We start from the raw sequence: 19,132 nt of genomic DNA, 5'->3' as shown, positions 1-19,132 counted from the left end.
GGATGGGACCGCCCGACCTTACTTCTCACGCCGCCTCGACGTCGAAGGTCAGCGGCCTCGCCGAATCGATCAGCTTGTGCGCGCGCAGCTCGGCGAGCACCTTCTCGGGGAAGGGCGCATCGAGATAGAGCAGCGCGATGGCGTCGCCGCCCGGGCGATCGCGGCCGAGAGCGAAGTTGGCGATGTTGACGCCGTTGTTGCCGCAGATCGTGCCGAGCAGGCCGATGATGCCTGGCGCGTCCGGGTTGGTCGTGTAGAGCATGTGCCGGCCGACCTCGGCGTCCAGATTGATGCCCTTGATCTGGATGAAACGCGGCTTGTGGTCCGAGAAGCAGGTGCCGGCGATCGCGCGTGTCATGTGCTGGGTCTTCACCGTGAGCTTGATATAGCCGTCGAAGACTCCCGACTTGTCGCGCTTGACCTCGGACAGGATGATGCCGCGCTCCTTGGCCATGATCGGCGCCGAGACCATGTTGACGTCGGCCACCTGGGGCCGGATCAGCCCGGCAAGAGCGGCGCTGATGAGCGCCCTGGTGTTCATCTGCGCGGTCGAGCCGTCGAACAGGATCTCGACCTCCTTGATCGGATCCTCCGTCACCTGGCCGACAAAGGAGCCGAGCACTTCGGCGAGCTTGATGAAGGGCTTCAGCCGCGGCGCTTCCTCGGCGGTGATGGAGGGCATGTTGATGGCGTTGGAGACCGCACCCCTGACCAGATAGTCCGACATCTGCTCGGCGATCTGCAGCGCGACATTCTCCTGCGCTTCCGTGGTCGCGGCACCGAGATGCGGGGTGCACACCACGTTTTCCATGCCGAACAGCGGATTGTCGGTCGCCGGTTCCACCTCGAACACGTCGATGCCGGCACCCGCCACCTTGCCGCTCTTCAGCGCCGCGATCAGATCGGCCTCGACGACCAGTCCGCCGCGCGCGCAATTGATGATGCGCACACCGTTCTTCATCTTGGCGATGGCGCCGGCGTCGATGATGTTCCTGGTCTTGTCCGTGAGCGGCGTGTGCAGCGTAATGAAGTCGGCGCGAGCGAACAGTTCGTCGAGGTCGAGCTTCTCGACGCCAAGCTCGGATGCGCGCTCTTCGGAGAGGAACGGGTCGTAGGCAACGACGTGCATCCTGAGCCCCACGGCGCGGGCGGCCACGATCGAGCCGATATTGCCGCAGCCGATCACGCCGAGCGTCTTGCCGGTGATCTCAACGCCCAGGAAGCGGTTCTTCTCCCACTTGCCCGCCTGGGTCGAGGTATTGGCCTCCGGTATCTGTCGGGCCAGCGCGAACATCAGCGCGATGGCATGTTCGGCTGTGGTGATCGAATTGCCGAACGGGGTGTTCATGACGATGATACCGCGCCGTGAAGCGGCCGGAATGTCGACATTGTCGACGCCGATGCCAGCGCGACCGATCACCTTCAGCCTGGTCGCTGCGTTGATCAGCTTCTCGGTGACCTTGGTCGCCGAGCGGATGGCGAGACCATCATATTCGCCGATCACTTCGAGGAGCTTGTCCTTGTTGGTGCCGAGGTCGGGCTGGTAATCGACCTCGACGCCATGATCGCGGAAGATCTGGACAGCAGTCGGGGAGAGCTTGTCGGAAACGAGAACGCGGGGCGCCATGGCGGCCTCCTCAGGGAAGAATGCGATTTGATGGGAGCGGCGGCCTCACGGCCGCCTGTGCGAAATTTCAGGCAGCCGCCTTGAGCGCAGCCTTCTGCGAGGCGAACGCCCAGTCGAGCCACGGCATCAGCGCTTCGAGGTCGGAGCGCTCGACCGTCGCGCCGGTCCAGATACGCAACCCCGGCGGCGCATCGCGATAGGCGCCGATGTCATAGGCGACGCCTTCCTTCTCCAGCGTCGCGACCAAGCCTTTGGCAAAGGCGGCCTGCGCGTCATTGTCGAGCGCGGTCACGGCCGGGTCGACGATCGAGAGGCAGACGGAAGTGTTGGAGCGGGTCGCCGGCTCGACGGCGAGGTGGCCGAGCCAATCGGATTGCTGCACGAAGCCGTCGATGACGGCGAAGTTGGCGTCGGCGCGCTTGATCAGCGCGTCGAGCCCGCCAATTGATTTGGCCCAGGTCAGCGCGTCGAGATAGTCCTCTACACAGAGCATGGAGGGCGTGTTGATGGTCTCGCCCTTGAAGATGCCTTCCGAGAGCTTGCCGCCCGAGGTGAGCCGGAAGATCTTCGGCAACGGCCAGGCGGGCTTGTAGGTCTCGAGCCGCTCGACTGCGCGCGGCGAAAGAATGAGCATGCCATGGCCGCCTTCGCCGCCCAGAACCTTCTGCCAGGAGAAGGTGACGACATCGAGCTTTGCGAAATCGAGACGCTGCGCGAAAGCCGCGGAGGTAGCGTCGCAGATTGTCAGGCCCTTCCGGTCGGCCGGGATGAAATCGGCATTGGGGACGCGCACACCCGACGTGGTGCCGTTCCAGGTAAAGACCACGTCCCGGTCGAAATCGATCTGGGCGAGATCGGGCAGGTGGCCGTAATCGGCCCTGATCACGCGCGCGTCGGCAAGCTTGAGCTGCTTGACCACATCGGTCACCCAGCCTTCGCCGAAGCTTTCCCAGGCTACCATGTCGACGCCGCGAGCGCCGAGCAGCGACCACATTGCGATCTCGACCGCGCCGGTGTCGGAAGCCGGAACGATGCCGATGCGATAGTCGGCGGGACCCTCGAGCACTTCGCGGGTGAGCTCGATGGCCTTGGCCAGCTTGTCCTTGCCGATCTTGGCGCGGTGCGAACGGCCGAGCGCGGACGTGTCTAGCGCCGCCGCCGACCATCCGGGGCGCTTGGTGCAGGGACCTGAAGAAAAATTGGGGATTGCCGGGCGCAATGCCGGCTTCGAAATAGCTGTCATCGTGGTTCTATCCTTCCAGATAGCGCGCTCCTCGGTGGGGAGGAGTGGCCCACGGACGGCGTTACGGGTTGGAAGCCGCGGCGTCAAGAAGAATGTTTTTGTCGCAGCCGAGACATTTTGTCCGGCCGCGACCACACGTAAGCCAGACAGCTACCAGAGATCGTAGCGCAAGCCGAGCCGGACCTCGTGCGAGCTGAAGCCGGGGTCGTCACCCTGTATTCCCGCCGTGGTCGGCGTCGCGGCCACGCTGAACATCGCACCGCTGTCAATGCGGCGGTAGCGGTAGCCGAGGTCGAGCTTAAGATCCTTCGAAACGTCGTAGGCGAGGCCTGCCATCACGGCCCAGGCGAAGCGCCAGCTCTTCTCGCCCTCCACCTCGGTCGATCCGGCCGGCACGACCGGGCAACCGGCTCCGGTGCAGAAGAGATTGCTGCCGAGCGAGCTCCATTCGACATAGCTGTAGCCGATGCCCGCGCCGACATAGGGCGTGAGGCCTACATAGGTGCCGAGGTCGACATAGCCGTTCAGCATGAAGTTCAGTACAGAAGCTTCCGAACTGTCTTCGGAGCGGCAACCCGTTCCGGCAAAGGCTGGGTTCACGGCCGGATTGATGCAAGGCGTGGCGCTGGATGTCGTTCCGTCGAAACCTGTGCGGTACCCGTCGAAAGTGAAGTCGGCGCGCAGCATGTCCGTGAAATGGTAGCCGAAGCCGATGCCGTAGGTGAAACCCTCGTCCAGCGAGGCTGTATCGAACGAGCTTGGGGTGGTAACGCCCGTAGCCGGATCGAAGGTCCGGAAATCGAAGCTGCCGCCTTCCTGGACCGCCACGTTGTAGCCGACGTCGCCGCGCAGGTACCAGCCGGAACCGACCTCGACGGGAACTTCCTCGATCGGCTGATCAACCACGATCGGCGGCTCGTAATCGGCCGCAAGGGCCGGCAGGGCAAGGGCGGAAAAGCTGAGTGCCGTGGCCGACATCAGGACGCGAAGGCTGGCATTCATGGATGAACTCCCGAGCGCCCGCCCAGAGCAAGGGTTAATCCTTCCAGGCGGTTTCGGCGGGATTGTTAACTATACTGGTTAAATGCCGGTTAAGCATAACGCCGGTTACGATGCGAACCTCGGCGCCAGTCCCTCGATGCGATGGATCATCGCCTGCAGATCTTCGAGGATGCGCTCGTGCAGCATCGCTGCGAGCTCCGGATATTCCTCGAGGATGCGGCGGAACAGCTTGCGCGAAAGCCTCAACAGATCGGTCTCGACCTCGGCGCGCGCCGACGTGAGCCGATTGGTCTCGGCGATCAGCGCCAGCTCGCCCAGCATGACACCGGGCTTGGCATAGCCCACAATGGCACGCTCGCCGTCGCGCTCGCGGTAGAGCACGATCCCGCCGCGCACCACTACATAGGCCGAATCGGCCTCTGCTCCTTCCTCGAAAAGCCCCTTGCCAGCCGACAGCCTGAGGCTCTCGGCGCCGAATGCCAGCAAACGGAGCTGTTCCCGCGTGAACCCCTCGAAAAGGCTCACGCCGGAGAGGATGCGGATATCGTCATCCAGCGCCATGGCGTCCCCGGTCCGCGAGCGCACCACCCAGGCAGCCGACAAACCGGCCTGGTCCGCACGCAAATCGACAATTCGAGCCCCTCGGCAATTGAAATTGAAATTGAACTTACCGACTGGCCTGGCACCCCTGGGCTATGCGGACCCACCCGCCCGCAAATCAGTCAGGGCACCAGCTTGTATCCGCCGCTTTCTGTCACAAGAATTTCGGCATTGGAAGGATCGCGCTCGATCTTCTGGCGCAACCGATAAACATGTGTCTCGAGCGTGTGTGTGGTGACCCCCGAATTGTAACCCCAGACCTCCTCCAGGAGGATGTCGCGCGTCACCACCTTCTGGTCGGCGCGATAAAGATATTTGATGATGGAAGCCTCCTTTTCGGTCAGCCTCACCTTGCCGCCCTTCGGGTCGATGAGGAGCTTTTGGCTCGGCTTGAAAGTGTAGGGGCCGACCGAGAAGGTGGCATCCTCACTCTGCTCGTGCTGGCGCAACTGGGCGCGGATGCGGGCGAGCAGCACCGCAAAGCGAAATGGCTTCGTCACGTAGTCGTTGGCACCTGCCTCCAGCCCCAGGATCGTATCCGAATCGGTGTCATGGCCGGTCAGCATGATGACCGGCGCCTTGTAGTTGCTCTTCCTCAGGATCTTGACCGCTTCGCGCCCATCCATATCGGGCAGGCCGACATCCATGATCAGGAGATCGACCAGCCCGGCGCGGGCGGCCGCGATCCCTTTCGCCGCCGTCGTCTCCTGAAGCACTTCGAACTCCTCGATGAGGGACAGCTGCTCGACCAGCGTCGAACGCAGATCATCATCGTCATCGACAATCAGAATGGTTCGCGACGTCATGGCTCAATCCGTTATTTCGAAAACAATAAGGGCTGTTGACGGCCTGTCATCTATCGGGAACGTGCCTCGCCTGATATCTAGTCACGCCGAGTTGTGTTGCCATGCGATCATACTCCAAAAAACGTTACCGTAAGCCCTCGCCGGCAAAATTCTGCAACAGCCTCAAGACGATCACCGTGCGAGCCCGGCCGGGCCTCCCGACGCAGGGGCTGATCAATGCCGGCGCCGGCGTGGTTTTTCCTTGTGCACTGGGGCGTGGCGGGATTTCGGCAATGAAGCGCGAAGGCGACGGGACGACGCCCCTTGCGCGAATGCGACTGCTGTCCGGTTACCTGCGTGAACGCAGCTTCGGCCGCCGCTCGAGCCTGCCGCTGGCGCGAATCACTGCCAGGCTCGGATGGTGCGACCTGCCGGAGGACCGCAACTACAACCGGCCGGTCACAATTCCATATGGCGCCAGCCACGAAGCCATGTTGCGACCCGACGGCCTCTATGATGCCGTGATCGTCCTCGATTGGAACATCCGGCCGCGCTGCCGCGAGCGCGGCAGTGCGATCTTCTTCCATCTTGCCCGGCCAGAATTTGCTCCGACGGCAGGATGCGTGGCCGTCAGCCGGGCCGTCATGGCGCGGCTGCTGCCGCTTCTGTCGCGGCGGACTCTGCTGGTCGTGCGTCGGTAACTGTCAGCGGCGGACTACCAACGCCGGCGGGGCCAGCCGGTGCCCAGCAGGGCGTCCCGCGCCATCTCGCGCTTCACCAACTCGGCAATGTCAGGCCGATCGACGCCGATATCCCGCAGAAAATGATCGGAAAGAGCGTTGAGCTCGGTTTCTATGCGGCTGCTCTGCAGCACCGCACGGGTGAAGCGGGGGATTTCTGCAAGCAGCGCAGGAAACCGCCAAGCGCCGCACGGAGCGGCTCCCGTCCCGACAGCCATCTCGATCTCCTAAGGAATTTTGATGCGAATGAATTGCTGAGGAGAGTATTCGTTTGATTGAAAGGCGGGAAACGAGTTATTTTCTGCCGATCAGTTAGTTTTCTTTTATGATGTTATGGCTCTCCACATTCCGGGCACGCGCGCGCTGAAGGCACTGGATGCTGCCGCTCGCCATCGCAATTTCACCCGCGCGGCGGACGAGCTCGGCCTGACGCCCGCCGCGGTCAGCCATCAGATCAAGGAAATCGAAGAGCAGCTCGGGGTAACGTTGTTCGTCCGGACCAGCCGCACGGTGCAGCTCACGGAAGCAGGCGCAATTCTCCACGAGGCCGCCGTCGAAGCGCTCGGCACCCTTGGCCGCGCAGTCGCGCGGGCACGCAAGAAGGAGCGCGGAGCCGGCGAGCTCAAGGTGAGCGCGGACGCGACGTTTGCCTCGAAATGGCTGCTGCCGAAGATCGACCTGTTCCGCAAGCTCAGCCCGGACATCGAGCTGCGCTTCGACGTGACGAGCCTTGTTCGCGACTTCGACCATGACGACATCGACGTCGCGGTCCGCTTCGGCACCGGCAAGTATCCCGGGCTTGTTGCAGAGCGCCTTTTCGACAATGTCGTCATTCCGGTCTGCAGCCCTCGTCTGCTGAAGTCGGGCGCGCCGCTCAATGAACCGCGCGACCTGCTCAATCACACGCTCGTCCATATCGAATGGTCGCGGCAGGGGGTGACCTGGCCGAACTGGCGGATGTGGATGACAGCGGCCGGCGTGGAGGATTTCGACGACAGCCGCTGCGTCGTTTTCGAGGATTCCTCCCATGCCGTTCAGGCAGCGATCGACGGCAGCGCGGTTGCGCTTGCCGATTTCGCCATGATAGCCAGGGACCTTTCCGCCGGCCGGCTCATTCGTCCCTTCGAGTTGGGCATCAAGCTGCCCGCGGATTTTGCGTATTACCTGGTCTATCCGCCCGAGGCCGGAGCCGATCCGCGTGTCTCGGCGTTTCGCGATTGGATCTTCGACCAGGCGGCGGAGACGCATGCCGAGCCGTGACATAAGGCGAATGTGCTGGCAAAAGCCAGCTGACATTGTTATTTGTTCATAGTTTGTTCCGCGAGGTCGCGATGGCCCGACGCGCCGGCAGCGCCGATCTGCCTCTGCATCATGGACGAGTGCCTGCATGGCTCGGCAAGCGCATGACAAAGCTCGGCGCCGTGATTGCCGAGGCCATCGTCCATCACTATGGGCGGGACGAATTCCTGCGCCGCCTTGCGCATCCCTTCTGGTTCCAGTCCTTCGGCGCCGTGATGGGCATGGACTGGCACTCTTCCGGGATCACGACCAGCGTCATCGGTGCGCTGAAGCGCGGGCTCGGCCCCCAGTCCGGGGAGCTCGGCCTGCATGTCTGCGGCGGGCGGGGCAGCCATTCGCGGGAGACGCCTCGGGAACTCATCGCCATCGGCGGACGTACCGGTCTCGACGGCGAGGCACTCGCCAGGGCAAGCCGGCTGGTCGCCAAGGTCGACAGCGCGGCGGTGCAGGACGGCTTCGACCTTTATCTGCACGGCTTCATCCTGGCTGACGACGGCAAATGGGTCGTCGTGCAGCAAGGCATGAATGGCGACACCAGATACGCCCGGCGCTATCATTGGCTTTCGGAGGAGCTGAAGAGCTTCGTCGATCAGCCGCACGCCGCGATCGAGGGACGGAACCAGGGAAACATCGTCAACCTGACCGACCGCCGCGCTGCCGGCTCGCGGAAGGGCCAGCTCGACCTGCTGCGCGACCTCGGCCCCGACCGAATTGTGCGCGAGGTAGCCACGCTGGAGGGCAGCGCTTCAGCAGCTGCGCCGCCGGATGCGCCTTTCCTGCCGCATCTGGTGATGCCCGCACATCACGATGTCCGCGCCAAGGACGTGATGATGCGCCGCTTGCATGGCGCGCTTTCAGCGGCGGCGGACCGGGCGCCAGAGGACTTCGCTGAGCTGCTGCTGGTGCCCGGCGTCGGTGCGCGCACGGTCGAGTCGCTTGCCATGGTTGCGGAAGTCATCCACGGCGCGCCTTGCCGCTTCGCCGATCCGGCCCGCTTCTCGCTGTCTCATGGCGGCAAGGACCGGCATCCCTATCCCGTGCCGACGCTGGTTTATGACCAGACGATATCGGTGCTGAAATCGGCAATCCAAAAGGCCAAGCTCGGCAATGACGAGCGGCTCGATGCCATCCGTCGGCTCGACGATCAGACGCGCAGGCTGGAGCGCACGGCGAGGGGCCCGTCATTCGACGAATTCGTCGCGAAGGAGCGCCAGAACTCGCACGCCTATGGCGGCCGCAGCGTCTTTGGGTGGGAGCCGGCGCCCGCCGAAGCGGGCGCGCCCGACCGAACGGCCAAACGATCTGGGATGGCGCCGGGCGAGGGCAGGTAGGGCGTTCTTGTTTGAACACAGCCTGGGAACAGAAGGCTCGAGCAGCCAACCAAGCAATCAGAACAAGAACGCCGCCGTCGCCGGGTCCGGGCCCGTGCGGCCATCGCGCGAATCCATGCCGTCGACAGCCTTGAGGTCTTCCGCATCCAGCTCGAAATCGAACACGTCGAAATTGGAGGCGATACGATCCTCATGGATTGATTTGGGAATGACGATCAGACCTTCCTGAAGGTGCCATCTGATGATCGTCTGCGCCACGGATTTTCCGTGCTTCCTGGCGATCTTCTCCAGGGTCGGGTCCTGCAGCAGCCGGCCGCTGCCGAGCGGGCTCCAGCTTTCGATCCTGATGTCGTGGCGGGCATGGAACTCGCGCTTGTCGCGCTGCTGGAACCGCGGGTGCAGCTCGATCTGGTTTCACCGCGGGAACAACTCCGGTTTCGCCGATGATCCGTTCCAGATGGTCCTGGTTGAAATTGGAGACGCCGATGGACCTGATCCGGCCGGCATCCCTGAGCTCGACCAATGTCTTCCACGCTTCGACATAATTGTTCCGGCTGGGAACGGGCCAGTGGATCAGGAACAGGTCGAGCTGCTCGATCCCGAGCTTCTTCATCGTCTCGTCGAAGGCCTTTAGCGCAAGGTCGCGCTGGTGGGCGCCGTTGCGCAGCTTGGAGGTGATGAACAGCTCGTTCCTCGGCACGCCGCCCTCCCGGATCGCCTGCCCGACGCCCTCCTCGTTGGCATAGCCTTCGGCGGTGTCGATCGACCGGTAGCCGGCCTCGATTCCCCAGCTTACCACCTTAGCGGTGATCGCAGGATCGACCTGCCACACCCCGAGGCCGAGCTGGGGGATGGTCAAGCCGTCGTTGAGCTTGATCTGTTCGGGCATCGTGCGGGTCCTTTCGTGTATCGGGAACTTCGTTCCGGCGCCTAGTATCTAGTCGCGACCTCGCGCTCGGGCTACCGGATGGCAGGCATAACGGCCGACGCTTCTGTCTTGACATCAAGAAGGTGGCGGCGGCTCGCTGCGTCAAAGCGATCGCAATCCGCGCGAAGCCGTCCTGCATTCGCAAGCAGGTCTGCACGATTTCAAACGGGTAACTTTAAGTGAACTACACGCGCTGGCGGAAGCGCGGCGTCAACCTATAAATGTCTGCGGTGGGAAGGGCGTGTCCGGCTGGGAGACATAGCCTTGCAGCATTCAAAGCGCATCCTGGTAACGGGTGGAGCTGGCTTTCTCGGATCGTTCCTATGCGAACGCCTCCTGGCTCAAGGGCATGAGGTGATCTGCGTCGACAATTTCTTCACCGGCAGCCGGTGGAATGTCGCGCATCTCCTTTCGAATGCCGGTTTCGAGGTCATCCGTCATGACGTGACCTTCCCGTTTTACGTGGAAGTCGACGAGATCTATAACCTCGCCTGCCCGGCGAGCCCGATCCATTATCAGTACGATCCCGTGCAGACGACAAAGACCAGCGTGCATGGCGCAATCAACATGCTGGGCCTGGCCAAGCGCGTCAAAGCCAAGATCCTGCAGGCCTCCACATCCGAGGTGTACGGCAATCCCAACGTTCACCCGCAGCCGGAAACCTATTGGGGCAGCGTCAATCCGATCGGACCTCGCTCCTGCTATGACGAAGGCAAGCGCTGCGCCGAGACGCTGTTCTTCGATTACTGGCGACAGCATTCGCTGCGGATCAAGGTCGCGCGGATCTTCAATACCTACGGTCCACGAATGCGACCCGACGACGGACGCGTCGTGTCCAATTTCATCGTCCAGGCGTTGCAGAACCAGCCCATCACCGTCTACGGCAGCGGGGAACAGACACGGTCGTTCTGCTACGTCGACGACCTCATAACCGGCCTCATCCGGCTCATGGGGACGTCCGACGACGTTACCGGCCCGATCAATCTCGGCAACCCGGCAGAGTTCACGATGCTGGAGCTCGCCAGGCTGGTGCTCGAGCTGACAGGCAGTCGTTCCGAGATCAAATTCCTGGCACTGCCGGTCGATGATCCCCAGCATCGGCGCCCTGACATCAGCTTGGCCAAGACGGCGCTTGACTGGACTCCACAAACGCCGCTGCGCGAGGGCCTCGGCAGTACGATCGCCTATTTCGACAGGCTGCTGGCCTCGGGCCAGAGCAGCGGGCATCTCGCCGCCGAATGAAAACAGTGCTGGTCACCGGCGGCGCCGGTTATGTAGGATCGCATTGCTGCAAGGCCTTTGCACAGGCCGGCTGGTCGGTCGTCGTCTACGACAATCTATCGCGCGGCTGGCGCGACGCCGTCAAATGGGGGCCGCTGGTCGAAGGCGACATAGCGGACGCCGCTACGCTTGGCGCTGCGCTCGACCGTTACCGTCCGGATGTCGTCGCTCATTTCGCCGCCTACGCCTATGTCGGGGAATCGGTCGAGAGGCCGGAAATCTATTACCGCAACAACAGCCTCGGCACGTTCATCCTGCTCGAGGAGATGTTGAAGGCCGGCGTCGGCCGGCTGATCTTCTCCAGCACCTGCGCAACCTACGGCATCCCCGAGCGCACGCCGATCGACGAGGAGCATCCGCAGAAACCGATCAATCCCTACGGATGGTCGAAATTCATGATCGAGCGCATGATCGAGGATTTCGCGCGCGCCCACGGTTTCGGCGCCGTCATTCTCCGGTATTTCAATGCTGCCGGCTGCGATCCCGAGGGCGAGATTGGCGAGCGTCACGAGCCGGAAACGCATGTCATCCCGCTGGCGATCGAGGCAGCGCTCAGGCAGGACAGGACGTTCGTTTTCAACGGTTCCGATTTCGACACCCGGGACGGAACCGCCGTCCGCGACTACGTCCATGTCAGCGATCTCGCGCGTGCCCATGTGCTGGCCGCGGAGAAGCTCTGCGGCGAGCACGGCGTCCATGTCTACAACCTCGGTACCGGAATTGGGACGACCGTCGCCGAACTGGTCGAAGCCGTCGGCCGGATTTCCGGGTCGAAGCTGCGGATCGCCTACGGCCCTCCCAGGCCGGGTGATCCGCCAGTGCTGGTGGCTGCCCGCACGAAGGCAGAGCGAGAGCTGCGATGGGTTCCGCAGCAGTCCGGCATCGATCGTATCGTCGAGACGGCGCTCGCCTGGCACCGGGATCGGCTGTAGCGCTATTCGAAAGCGCGGCGCTGACGATCCCTGCCCACAAGGGGGAGGGGGGCACCAGCGCCGCGCCACATGCCTTCAAGTTGCTCCAAGAAACGCATCGAGCGCCGCCCCGACGGCGCTGAGCGAGAACTTCTCCTCGACGCGGCGCCGTGCGGCGAGCCCCAGCCTATGGCGCAGTTCGGCATCGCCGCGGAGCCGCCTCAGGCGATCGGCGATTTCGTCAGGCGCCTCACGGCGCACCAGCAAGCCGCCCGACGCTTCGCCATTTGCCAGGATGTCCGGCAACCCCTGGGCCTCGCTCGCGACCACAGGCAGGCCGCAGGCCATCGCTTCCAGGGGCGCGACGGGCATGCCCTCGATGCGTGATGCGGTGACATAGGCATCGGCCGCCGAGAGCCAGCGCCGTAGCAAACTGCGGTCCGTCGTGTAATCGGAAAGCCACCGCACGTTCGGGGCCCCGCCTTTCCGAAGGAGGCCGGCAAAGGCTTCGCGGTCCTGGCCCGAGCCGATGATCACAAGCTCGGCCGCCCTGTCTTCGGCAAAGGGGGCCCATGCCTCGATGAGCACGTCGAGGCCCTTGCGGCGGATATCGATGCGGCCATGATTGATAATGAGAAACCGGTCGGCGGGGAGGCCAAGCTCTGCCCGTGCCTGCTGACGGTCCGTCGCCCGCCATTCCTCGGCATCGATCGGATTGGGGATATCGGCAATGTTCAAATCGATGCGCGGATAGGCGCGGGACAGGCGCGTGCGTTCCCCGGCGGAGGCGACGATCAGGCCGCGGCAGGCTCGCAGGGACGCCTGGCGGGCAATGGCCTCGATCCAGGACAGCGTGCGGTCGCCGCCCTGAAAGGTCGCGTAGAGGGGAATTCCCATGCGTCGCGCGAGGAAAGCCAGCGCATCGAATCGAGTGTACTCGTATTCCTGCGCAAGGATCACGTCGCATGCCGCACTCTTCAGCACGTCCCGAAAGGCGGCAAGCGGCGTCTCTCGCCACCGGCGGACGCTATAGGCCGCATCCGAACCTTCTTTTCGAGCCCGCCTGCCGGGCACGATCCATACGGCAGCGCCGGTAGCCGCATGCCGCCGGCGCTCGATCCGATCTACGCGCTCGGATGCGCAGACGATCATGGGCGTGTGCCCGAGAAGCTGCAGCGCGGCGGTATAGCCGAACAGCCAGCCGCCGGTCATGTGTTCCACGAAATCCCCTAGCCGCAACCCGATCGGGTCGAGGAATTCTTCTACGACGTCTCCCCAGGGAAAGAGCGCGACCACCTTGGAAGCGCGGCCCTCGCTCATTTGCGCCAGGCAAAGGCCGTTTCGGTGCCGCGCGTAGAGGGCCTGTGCAAGAGGTAGCCGAACGCCGTCAGCGGTGCGGCCAGCGCGTAGAGCAGCTTGCGGCGACGCCGCCCCAGCCGCGAGAACGCCACGTCATGGAAGAACGCGGTGACGGGGTTGATGAACGTCGCGCGCCGCTCAGCCTGCCGGCCGAACAGTGCGGCGAGCTCAGGGTCTCGATAGCCTCGCCGTACGTGACCCCATTCCTGCATCAGCTCGCTTTCGTGGGGGCAATAAGGCCGCATCGATTTGAAATAGGGGTAGTGCCAGCCGGCCTCGGGCGTGGAGACGAGGACGCAACCACCAGGCCGGACCACGCGCAGCGCCTCCTGTGCGGCACGATCGTCCTCTTCGATATGCTCGAGCACGTCGAACATCGTCACGACGTCGAAACTGTCATCCGCAAAGGGCAATGAACGCGCATCGCCGCAGACGAAGAAGGATCGTTCCCAGCTCGGTTGGTTCTTCGACAGGTCGAAGTCGATATCGAGCGTGACGATATCAGCTTCCGGGTAGAGCAGGCTCGCCATGCCGCTGCGGCCACCCCCGACCTCCAGCACGCGTCCGCGCCCTTCGAGCTTGGCAGGCGCGACGCGATGGATTGCGCGCATCTTCTCGCGATAGAACAGCCCGTCGGTCCAGCCATTGGGGAAGGGGTTGCTGGCGAGAAACGAGCCCAGCGGTGCCTTGCGACTCACTGCATACCTCCGTCGGAAATCAGGCGCGGCGCGCGCTGCCTGCGCCAGCCGGAGCGGACAAGGAACTGTAGCCCGGCGGCCCACCCGGCGAATTCGGCGGCCAGCGTTTCCTGCCGGCCGCGTGGGCCCTCAAGAAACCCCTTCAGGAACCTCTTGAGGAAATGGACCGGCAGCTGCCCGAATATGCGGGCAACATTGCCGCGATCGCCGAACTCGTCATATTGCGCGACGAGCGCTGCGACATGGCCCTTCATGTAGGAGCGCATCTGCCGCCTGAGTTGGTGCAGGTCCTTGCGGTGGTGGTGAAAGACCACTGCGCGAGGCTCGTAGAGGCAAGCTCCGCCCTTGGCGAGAAGCCTGTACCACAGCTCGGAATCCTCGGAGCAGCCGGCGGCTCCAGCCCCGAGGCGTTCGTCGAAGAGACCGATCCGCTCGAAGAGCCTGCGTCGGAAGGCCATGTTCGCGCCCGCGCCGATCTTCCAGACATGCGCCCCGTTCGGCCGCGTCTCGTCGAAGAAGCGGTGGTCGAACCTCAGCGGGACGAATGTCGACCCGAAGCCGCCGATGCCCAACTGGAAAATGCACTGCGCGGGCGTGTCGAGGCGCGCAGGCAGCACGAGCCCCGTCATCGCGTCGATGCTCTCATCCGCGAAGGCGCGCGCGATCTCGCCGGTCCAGCCGGGATGGAGCTCGACGTCGTCGTCAGTGAAGGCGACGATCTCCCCGCGGCTCGCATGAATTCCGGCATTACGGGCGACGCTCAGCCCCGGCCGCGGCTCGCGCAGGTGGCGGACCTCGGGAAACCGCCGGCATATGGGCTCCGCATTGCCGCTCTCGGAGTTGTCGACCACGATGATTTCGCCAGGAGCACTCCGTTGCGCGGTAACGCTTTTCAGGCATTCGGCCAGTGCCTCGCCCCGGTCGCGTGTGCAGATCACGATGGAGACGCGCTCGGCAGCAACGGCGGTCGCGGAGGCGAGCAGATCCATTTCCTCAATCAGATGATCGCCTGCTTCAAGCACCTGCGCCATGGTGAGCGCCGGCTTAGGATTGCCCTCGAAAGTCGCCCGCAGCGGCGCGCCGAAGGCCGGACTGCGCGCGGCGAGCTGTAGGGCGGCATATTCGGCCACGAACTGACGCAGCTGCGCCTCGCCGAAAGGTAATTCGTCGGGCAGTGAGGCCCGCATGCCGAGCGGCAGGTCCTTCCACCAGAAGATCGAGAAGGCAGGCGCGTTGCCGGGGTGCTTATCGGTCCGCACTGCGCTGAGGTCGATATGCCTCACCGGAAACCCCGTCATTGGTTCAGCTCCCGAATCGCTTGCACGCGGGAGCGGGAGCGGTCGTATTCGCCGGCGAGGCCACAAACACCGCCCCACAATTCGGCGATACCGAAACGGATGTCGCGGCCACGCAGTCGGCGTGCTCCCCGCACCAGCGCCTTGGCCTGGTCCATGAACCACCAGCGCACCATGGCGACGTGCCGGGAGCGCAGCTCATGGTCGCTGCGGCTGCTTTTGACGAGAAAGGCCATCATGCCGAGGCCCCAGGACCAGTATTGGCGCCTGAGCTGCGCAATCGTCTCGCGATGCTCATGGTAAACGGCAAATTGCGGCTCGTAGACCATGGCGCGACCGGACCTGAGAACCCGGTAGAAGATGTCGAGGTCGCCGCCGCCAGGGAGCGGCGCTCCGGTGTCGAGCGCCTCATCGAAGCCGCCGAGGCGGATCAAAAGCTCCCGCTCGAAGGCCATGTTGCAGCCTGCGCCCAAGACGCCGGCGCCGACCGGATGCAGGGGGTTGTCGAAGCGCGTGTTGCGGAACTCGTTGCAGCAGAAGCCTCGCCCGAAGCCGCCGCGCTGCTCGAAATAGATCTGCGCCTCGGTGTCGAGCCGGAACGGCAGCACAAGCCCGGTGAACCCGCCCGCCCCCGGATTGTCACGACAGGCTTTGGCGAGACCCTGGAGCCAGTTGCGGTCAACGACGACGTCGTCGTCGAGATAGGCAATCAGCGCGCCCGTTGCGGCATGAAGGGCTGCGTTGCGGGCAAAATCGAGCCCGGCCTTGGGCTCGAACACGTAGCGAAAACCATCGAAGCTCGCGACCGCCTCGCGCGTGGCGGAGCTGGTCGAGGCATTGTCGACGACAACGATCTCGACCGAGGGAAACGCCGAATTCTTGTGGACGGCATCCAGCGATTTGAGCAGACGCGCGAGCCGTTCAGCCCGGTCCTTGGTGCAGATCGCGATGCTGAGCGGGGGCAATGAGGTGTGCGCCGACGTGCTCGACCCCAGCTCATCCTCGATCTTTGCGACCAGCACGCGGGCGGCGAAACGTTCATCCGCCAGCGTACGGAGCTGATCGGCCGAAAGCGTCGAGCCGTCGGGAGCGGCGATCATCTCGAAGCCGATCAGCCGATCGCGCCAGCGCGCGATGAGCCCCACGCCGCTCTGATCCGGAGCGAGCGCGATTGCGTTGAGCGGTTCCGACAGCTCCACTTCGACGAGTTTATAGGCCATCTCGCTCGCTCTATCGGGCTAGGGCTACAGGCGGATGCCCGCCCTGGAGATCATAGAGTCTTGCAAAATGGCCGGGCCGCTTCAGCAGCTGGTCCGGCGCGCCGATTTCGACGACTCGTCCCTTCGACATGACGATGATCTGATCGGCCGCCCGCACGGTCGAAAGGCGATGCGCGATGACTACGACCGTGCGGTTCCTGGAAAACTGCTCGAGCGCGAGCTGGAACGCCTGTTCGTTCTCGATGTCGAGGGCGTTGGTCGCTTCGTCGAGCAAAAGAATGTCGGGATTGCGAAGGATCGCGCGGGCGAGCGCGATACGCTGCCGCTGCCCGCCTGACAGGCGCATTCCCTGGTCGCCGATGCGGGTTTCGTAGCCGTCCGGCAGCCTGCTTATGAAGTCGTCGGCCCTGGCAATTCGCGCGGCTTCCCGGATGCGCCCGAGGTCCGCGTCGAAATCGGCATAGCCGATATTGGCGGCGATCGTGTCGTTGAACAGATAGACTTCCTGCGACATGACGGACAGGCGCTCGCGCCAGCTGTTGAGGTCGAATTCGGGAAGCGCGGTGCCGTCGGCGAAGATCTCGCCCGAGCTGGGGTCCCGGAAGCGGAACAGCAGGGAAAGCACGGTCGATTTGCCGGCGCCCGACTCCCCGACAATGGCGGTTGTCTTGCCAGCTTCAATCCGGAAGGAGATGCGGTCCAGCGCCAGCGGCTCGCTCGGCGCGTAGCGGAACGACACGTCGCGGAACTCGACGCCCTGCCTGACCGGCGGCGCTGGCATATTGCCGCTCGCGAGAAAGGGCGTATCCGTGGCGTGCAGGAAATCGTCGACATCATCGATTGCCGCGCCGATGCCGTCGAGGGCGATCTTCGACTGCAGCAGTTCCCGGACCGGCCCCTGCAGACGATAAAGGAGCGACAGGAATGCCGCCAGCGCTGCAATCCCGGTGCCTGTCTTTTCCGCGACGAGGATCAGGATGCCGATCATGACGGCGATCGACATTTCGGACACCGGCCCAGGGGCCGCCCACAGCATGTCAAGCCGCAGCAAGCGCTGGCGCACCCGATCGGAGACCTGGCGCAGGCGTTTGCTTTCATAGTCCTCGCGGGCGAAGGCACGGATCAGCTGCAGGGAGTTGATGCTCTCCCACATGCGCAGCCCAAACTGCTTGTTCTCCTCGACGACCGCCTTGCCGGTCTCGTCGGCGCGGCGTGTCGCGAAACGAATAGCGGAGGCCGCCAGCAACAGGAACGCCATCGACAGCATGGTGAGGCTGACGGAGATCGCGAGCATCAGGAGAACGAAGACCGCGAAGGTGCAGGCGCAGATGATCAGCCGGTATGAAAGGCTCAGTCCCTGGCTGAGCTTCCAGGTATTGTTGGCGATGGTGGTGACGATGTCGGCGCGCTTGTTCTCCACGCGATAGTCGATGCAGGAGCTTATCGTCTGCTCGAACACGCGGCATCTGAGCTGGTGGGCCACCAGGCCGTCCACGTAGCTGGTCACCCAGGTGTTGACCAGGTTGACTGCGATTTTCAGCAGAATACTGATGCAGAGCATGGCGACGAGAACCGCCGTCAGATATCCAGGAGGAACCGGCGACAGGAGGCGGTCGAACAGCGGCTGCCAGCTTCCCCGTTGCGCCGTCGCGCCGAGGCTCTGGACAAGCGGGATGAAGAGGAACAGACCGGCGCCTTCCAGCACCGCCGCTGCGAGACCGAGCGAAATGATGGTTGGGCCGGCCCAGGAGGGGGCCTCGGCCAGGCGGAAGAGTCGTCGCATCCGGTCGAACAGAGGCTGCATTTACCAGGCCATCTCCGCATAGGGCGGCCGCGGCTCGGCCCGGCTGATGCGCCGCCAACATGCCTTGGCCCATCGCGGCACCAGCCTGGCGCGAAAATAGATGTCCAGCATGCCCGGCAACCGGGAGATCGCCATGCGCGGCTCCAGCCCAGCCAGTCGTTTCAGGAGCTCGGCGGCCGAGAGCAGGCGCCCGCCCATCAATGCCCTGACGGCGAGCCACTCCAGCATGTCGGTCAGATGAGCGTCGAGTTCGTCGCGGAGTTCAGGACATTTCTCCCGGAACTCATCGAAAACAATCTCGCAGGACCGCAGCATCTGTCTGACGTCGCTCGACATGCTGGTGCTGGTGATGCGATAGCCGACGAGATACTGAGGCACCACGCGGAACTCGAACTGCTCGGCAACGCGCATGCACATCAGCATGTCTTCGCCGCCTTGCGCGTTCCTCGCCCTGAGCGAAGGATCGAACCCACCGGCGGCCTCGAAGGCCGCTCGGCGGAGCATCATGGAGCTGCCATTGCCGACGAAATTGTTCCGGCAGAGGCGGTGCAGCACCCATCCTTCGTCCAGCGGGCGACTGTTCAGGGAATAGACGCCGCCTTCGGCATCGATCTGTGCAAACCAACAATAGGCCAGTCCCACCGAGGCTCCGCCTGTCTCGAGGGCATGCAATTGCAGGGCGATCTTTGGGGGTGCCCAGAGGTCATCGGCGTCGATGAAGGCCAGGAATTCCGCAGCGGTCGACGCAGCGCCAAGATTGCGCGCCGCGGCAACGCCGCTGTTCTCCTGCTGCACGAGGCGGATGCGCGAATCGCTCCTAGCGTAAGCAGCCACGATCGCTGCGGACGCGTCCGTCGATCCATCGTCGACGACGACTATGTCGAGCGCGGAATACGTCTGTCGGCAGACACTTTCGAGCGTTGCGCCGATCGTAGACTCGGCATTGTACATGGGGATGATGACACCGACAGGAATGCTGTCGCTGCTCATCGGGGAGCCCGCCTCGATC

At 63.9% G+C, this 19,132-nt stretch carries 17 protein-coding genes and 1 pseudogene; 5 read left to right on the top strand and 13 right to left on the bottom strand.

Going from position 1 to position 19,132, the window contains the following annotated elements; translation table 11 throughout:
• Positions 1 to 25: 25 nt before the first annotated feature.
• From serA to SAZ10_RS09570, 5 genes are all read right to left on the bottom strand, one after another.
• Entirely contained in the window at positions 26 to 1,627 is a 1,602-nt protein-coding gene (gene serA / locus SAZ10_RS09590; protein WP_318608975.1) for a phosphoglycerate dehydrogenase, read from the bottom strand.
• A gap of 67 nt (positions 1,628 to 1,694) precedes the next feature.
• Positions 1,695 to 2,870: a phosphoserine transaminase gene (locus SAZ10_RS09585; RefSeq protein WP_318608974.1), complete on the bottom strand. Its 1,176-nt coding sequence runs from the start codon at positions 2,868 to 2,870 to the stop codon at positions 1,695 to 1,697.
• A gap of 150 nt (positions 2,871 to 3,020) precedes the next feature.
• Positions 3,021 to 3,872, bottom strand: a complete 852-nt coding sequence (locus SAZ10_RS09580; RefSeq protein ID WP_318608973.1) for an outer membrane protein — start codon at positions 3,870 to 3,872, stop codon at positions 3,021 to 3,023.
• A gap of 105 nt (positions 3,873 to 3,977) precedes the next feature.
• Positions 3,978 to 4,433, bottom strand: coding sequence for a cyclic nucleotide-binding domain-containing protein (locus tag SAZ10_RS09575; RefSeq protein ID WP_318609128.1), 456 nt, complete (start codon positions 4,431 to 4,433; stop codon positions 3,978 to 3,980).
• Between the two features lie 161 nt (positions 4,434 to 4,594).
• The gene (locus SAZ10_RS09570) at positions 4,595 to 5,278 is read right to left on the bottom strand and encodes a response regulator transcription factor (protein ID WP_318608972.1); all 684 of its coding nucleotides are present in this window, start codon (positions 5,276 to 5,278) and stop codon (positions 4,595 to 4,597) included.
• A gap of 101 nt (positions 5,279 to 5,379) precedes the next feature.
• Between SAZ10_RS09570 and SAZ10_RS09565 the strand changes: the two genes are divergently transcribed.
• Complete coding sequence (locus tag SAZ10_RS09565; protein ID WP_318608971.1) at positions 5,380 to 5,958, top strand: L,D-transpeptidase family protein; 579 nt, start codon at positions 5,380 to 5,382, stop codon at positions 5,956 to 5,958.
• Between the two features lie 14 nt (positions 5,959 to 5,972).
• Here SAZ10_RS09565 and SAZ10_RS09560 read toward each other — a convergent pair whose 3' ends face one another.
• Positions 5,973 to 6,215: a hypothetical protein gene (locus tag SAZ10_RS09560; protein WP_318608970.1), complete on the bottom strand. Its 243-nt coding sequence runs from the start codon at positions 6,213 to 6,215 to the stop codon at positions 5,973 to 5,975.
• Positions 6,216 to 6,330: 115 nt separating this feature from the next.
• Between SAZ10_RS09560 and gcvA the strand changes: the two genes are divergently transcribed.
• Both gcvA and SAZ10_RS09550 read left to right on the top strand, forming a co-directional pair.
• Positions 6,331 to 7,257: a transcriptional regulator GcvA gene (gcvA, locus tag SAZ10_RS09555; protein ID WP_318608969.1), complete on the top strand. Its 927-nt coding sequence runs from the start codon at positions 6,331 to 6,333 to the stop codon at positions 7,255 to 7,257.
• Between the two features lie 71 nt (positions 7,258 to 7,328).
• Positions 7,329 to 8,627 (top strand): DUF763 domain-containing protein, encoded by a 1,299-nt coding sequence (locus SAZ10_RS09550; protein WP_318608968.1) that lies wholly within the window; start codon positions 7,329 to 7,331, stop codon positions 8,625 to 8,627.
• 57 nt (positions 8,628 to 8,684) lie between these two features.
• Here SAZ10_RS09550 and SAZ10_RS09545 read toward each other — a convergent pair.
• Positions 8,685 to 9,516, bottom strand: a pseudogene (locus SAZ10_RS09545) (aldo/keto reductase).
• 303 nt (positions 9,517 to 9,819) lie between these two features.
• Here SAZ10_RS09545 and SAZ10_RS09540 point away from each other — a divergent pair.
• Positions 9,820 to 10,797 (top strand): UDP-glucuronic acid decarboxylase family protein, encoded by a 978-nt coding sequence (locus SAZ10_RS09540; RefSeq protein WP_318608967.1) that lies wholly within the window; start codon positions 9,820 to 9,822, stop codon positions 10,795 to 10,797.
• Positions 10,794 to 11,768: a UDP-glucose 4-epimerase GalE gene (gene galE, locus SAZ10_RS09535; protein WP_318608966.1), complete on the top strand. Its 975-nt coding sequence runs from the start codon at positions 10,794 to 10,796 to the stop codon at positions 11,766 to 11,768. The genes SAZ10_RS09540 and galE overlap by 4 nt, the downstream gene beginning before the upstream one ends.
• A gap of 75 nt (positions 11,769 to 11,843) precedes the next feature.
• Here the strand turns inward: galE and SAZ10_RS09530 are convergent, their stop codons facing one another.
• From SAZ10_RS09530 to SAZ10_RS09505, 6 genes are read right to left on the bottom strand one after another with little or no spacing between them, the layout of a single operon-like run.
• On the bottom strand, positions 11,844 to 13,067 hold the full coding sequence (locus tag SAZ10_RS09530; protein WP_318608964.1) for a glycosyltransferase family 4 protein: 1,224 nt from the start codon (positions 13,065 to 13,067) through the stop codon (positions 11,844 to 11,846).
• On the bottom strand, positions 13,064 to 13,804 hold the full coding sequence (locus SAZ10_RS09525) for a methyltransferase domain-containing protein (RefSeq protein WP_318608963.1): 741 nt from the start codon (positions 13,802 to 13,804) through the stop codon (positions 13,064 to 13,066). The genes SAZ10_RS09530 and SAZ10_RS09525 overlap by 4 nt, the downstream gene beginning before the upstream one ends.
• The gene (locus tag SAZ10_RS09520) at positions 13,801 to 15,102 is read right to left on the bottom strand and encodes a glycosyltransferase family 2 protein (RefSeq protein ID WP_318608962.1); all 1,302 of its coding nucleotides are present in this window, start codon (positions 15,100 to 15,102) and stop codon (positions 13,801 to 13,803) included. Before SAZ10_RS09520 ends, SAZ10_RS09525 begins: the two co-directional genes overlap by 4 nt.
• A complete protein-coding gene (locus SAZ10_RS09515) occupies positions 15,099 to 16,319 on the bottom strand; it encodes a glycosyltransferase family 2 protein (protein ID WP_318608961.1) in 1,221 nt (406 codons plus the stop codon). Before SAZ10_RS09515 ends, SAZ10_RS09520 begins: the two co-directional genes overlap by 4 nt.
• Positions 16,320 to 16,329: 10 nt before the next feature.
• A complete protein-coding gene (locus SAZ10_RS09510) occupies positions 16,330 to 18,123 on the bottom strand; it encodes an ABC transporter ATP-binding protein (protein ID WP_318608960.1) in 1,794 nt (597 codons plus the stop codon).
• Entirely contained in the window at positions 18,124 to 19,113 is a 990-nt protein-coding gene (locus tag SAZ10_RS09505; protein WP_318608959.1) for a glycosyltransferase family A protein, read from the bottom strand. It abuts the gene before it with no gap.
• Between the last annotated feature and the right edge of the window lie 19 nt (positions 19,114 to 19,132).

Source organism: Mesorhizobium sp. BAC0120, assembly GCF_033542235.1.
In the GTDB taxonomy this organism is placed as follows: domain Bacteria; phylum Pseudomonadota; class Alphaproteobacteria; order Rhizobiales; family Rhizobiaceae; genus JAWRCU01.
Note: the sequence above shows the minus strand (reverse complement) of the source record. Positions and strands in the feature narration are given on the sequence as shown.

Coding starts and splice junctions, on each gene's coding strand:
- SAZ10_RS09580 (WP_318608973.1), bottom strand. CDS start 3,872: ATGAATGCCAGCCTTCGCGTCCTGATGTCGGCCACGGCACTCAGCTTT.
- serA (WP_318608975.1), bottom strand. CDS start 1,627: ATGGCGCCCCGCGTTCTCGTTTCCGACAAGCTCTCCCCGACTGCTGTC.
- gcvA (WP_318608969.1), top strand. CDS start 6,331: ATGGCTCTCCACATTCCGGGCACGCGCGCGCTGAAGGCACTGGATGCT.
- SAZ10_RS09515 (WP_318608961.1), bottom strand. CDS start 16,319: ATGGCCTATAAACTCGTCGAAGTGGAGCTGTCGGAACCGCTCAACGCA.
- SAZ10_RS09560 (WP_318608970.1), bottom strand. CDS start 6,215: ATGGCTGTCGGGACGGGAGCCGCTCCGTGCGGCGCTTGGCGGTTTCCT.
- galE (WP_318608966.1), top strand. CDS start 10,794: ATGAAAACAGTGCTGGTCACCGGCGGCGCCGGTTATGTAGGATCGCAT.
- SAZ10_RS09550 (WP_318608968.1), top strand. CDS start 7,329: ATGGCCCGACGCGCCGGCAGCGCCGATCTGCCTCTGCATCATGGACGA.
- SAZ10_RS09575 (WP_318609128.1), bottom strand. CDS start 4,433: ATGGCGCTGGATGACGATATCCGCATCCTCTCCGGCGTGAGCCTTTTC.
- SAZ10_RS09520 (WP_318608962.1), bottom strand. CDS start 15,102: ATGACGGGGTTTCCGGTGAGGCATATCGACCTCAGCGCAGTGCGGACC.
- SAZ10_RS09530 (WP_318608964.1), bottom strand. CDS start 13,067: ATGAGCGAGGGCCGCGCTTCCAAGGTGGTCGCGCTCTTTCCCTGGGGA.
- SAZ10_RS09585 (WP_318608974.1), bottom strand. CDS start 2,870: ATGACAGCTATTTCGAAGCCGGCATTGCGCCCGGCAATCCCCAATTTT.
- SAZ10_RS09570 (WP_318608972.1), bottom strand. CDS start 5,278: ATGACGTCGCGAACCATTCTGATTGTCGATGACGATGATGATCTGCGT.
- SAZ10_RS09505 (WP_318608959.1), bottom strand. CDS start 19,113: ATGAGCAGCGACAGCATTCCTGTCGGTGTCATCATCCCCATGTACAAT.
- SAZ10_RS09565 (WP_318608971.1), top strand. CDS start 5,380: ATGCGATCATACTCCAAAAAACGTTACCGTAAGCCCTCGCCGGCAAAA.
- SAZ10_RS09510 (WP_318608960.1), bottom strand. CDS start 18,123: ATGCAGCCTCTGTTCGACCGGATGCGACGACTCTTCCGCCTGGCCGAG.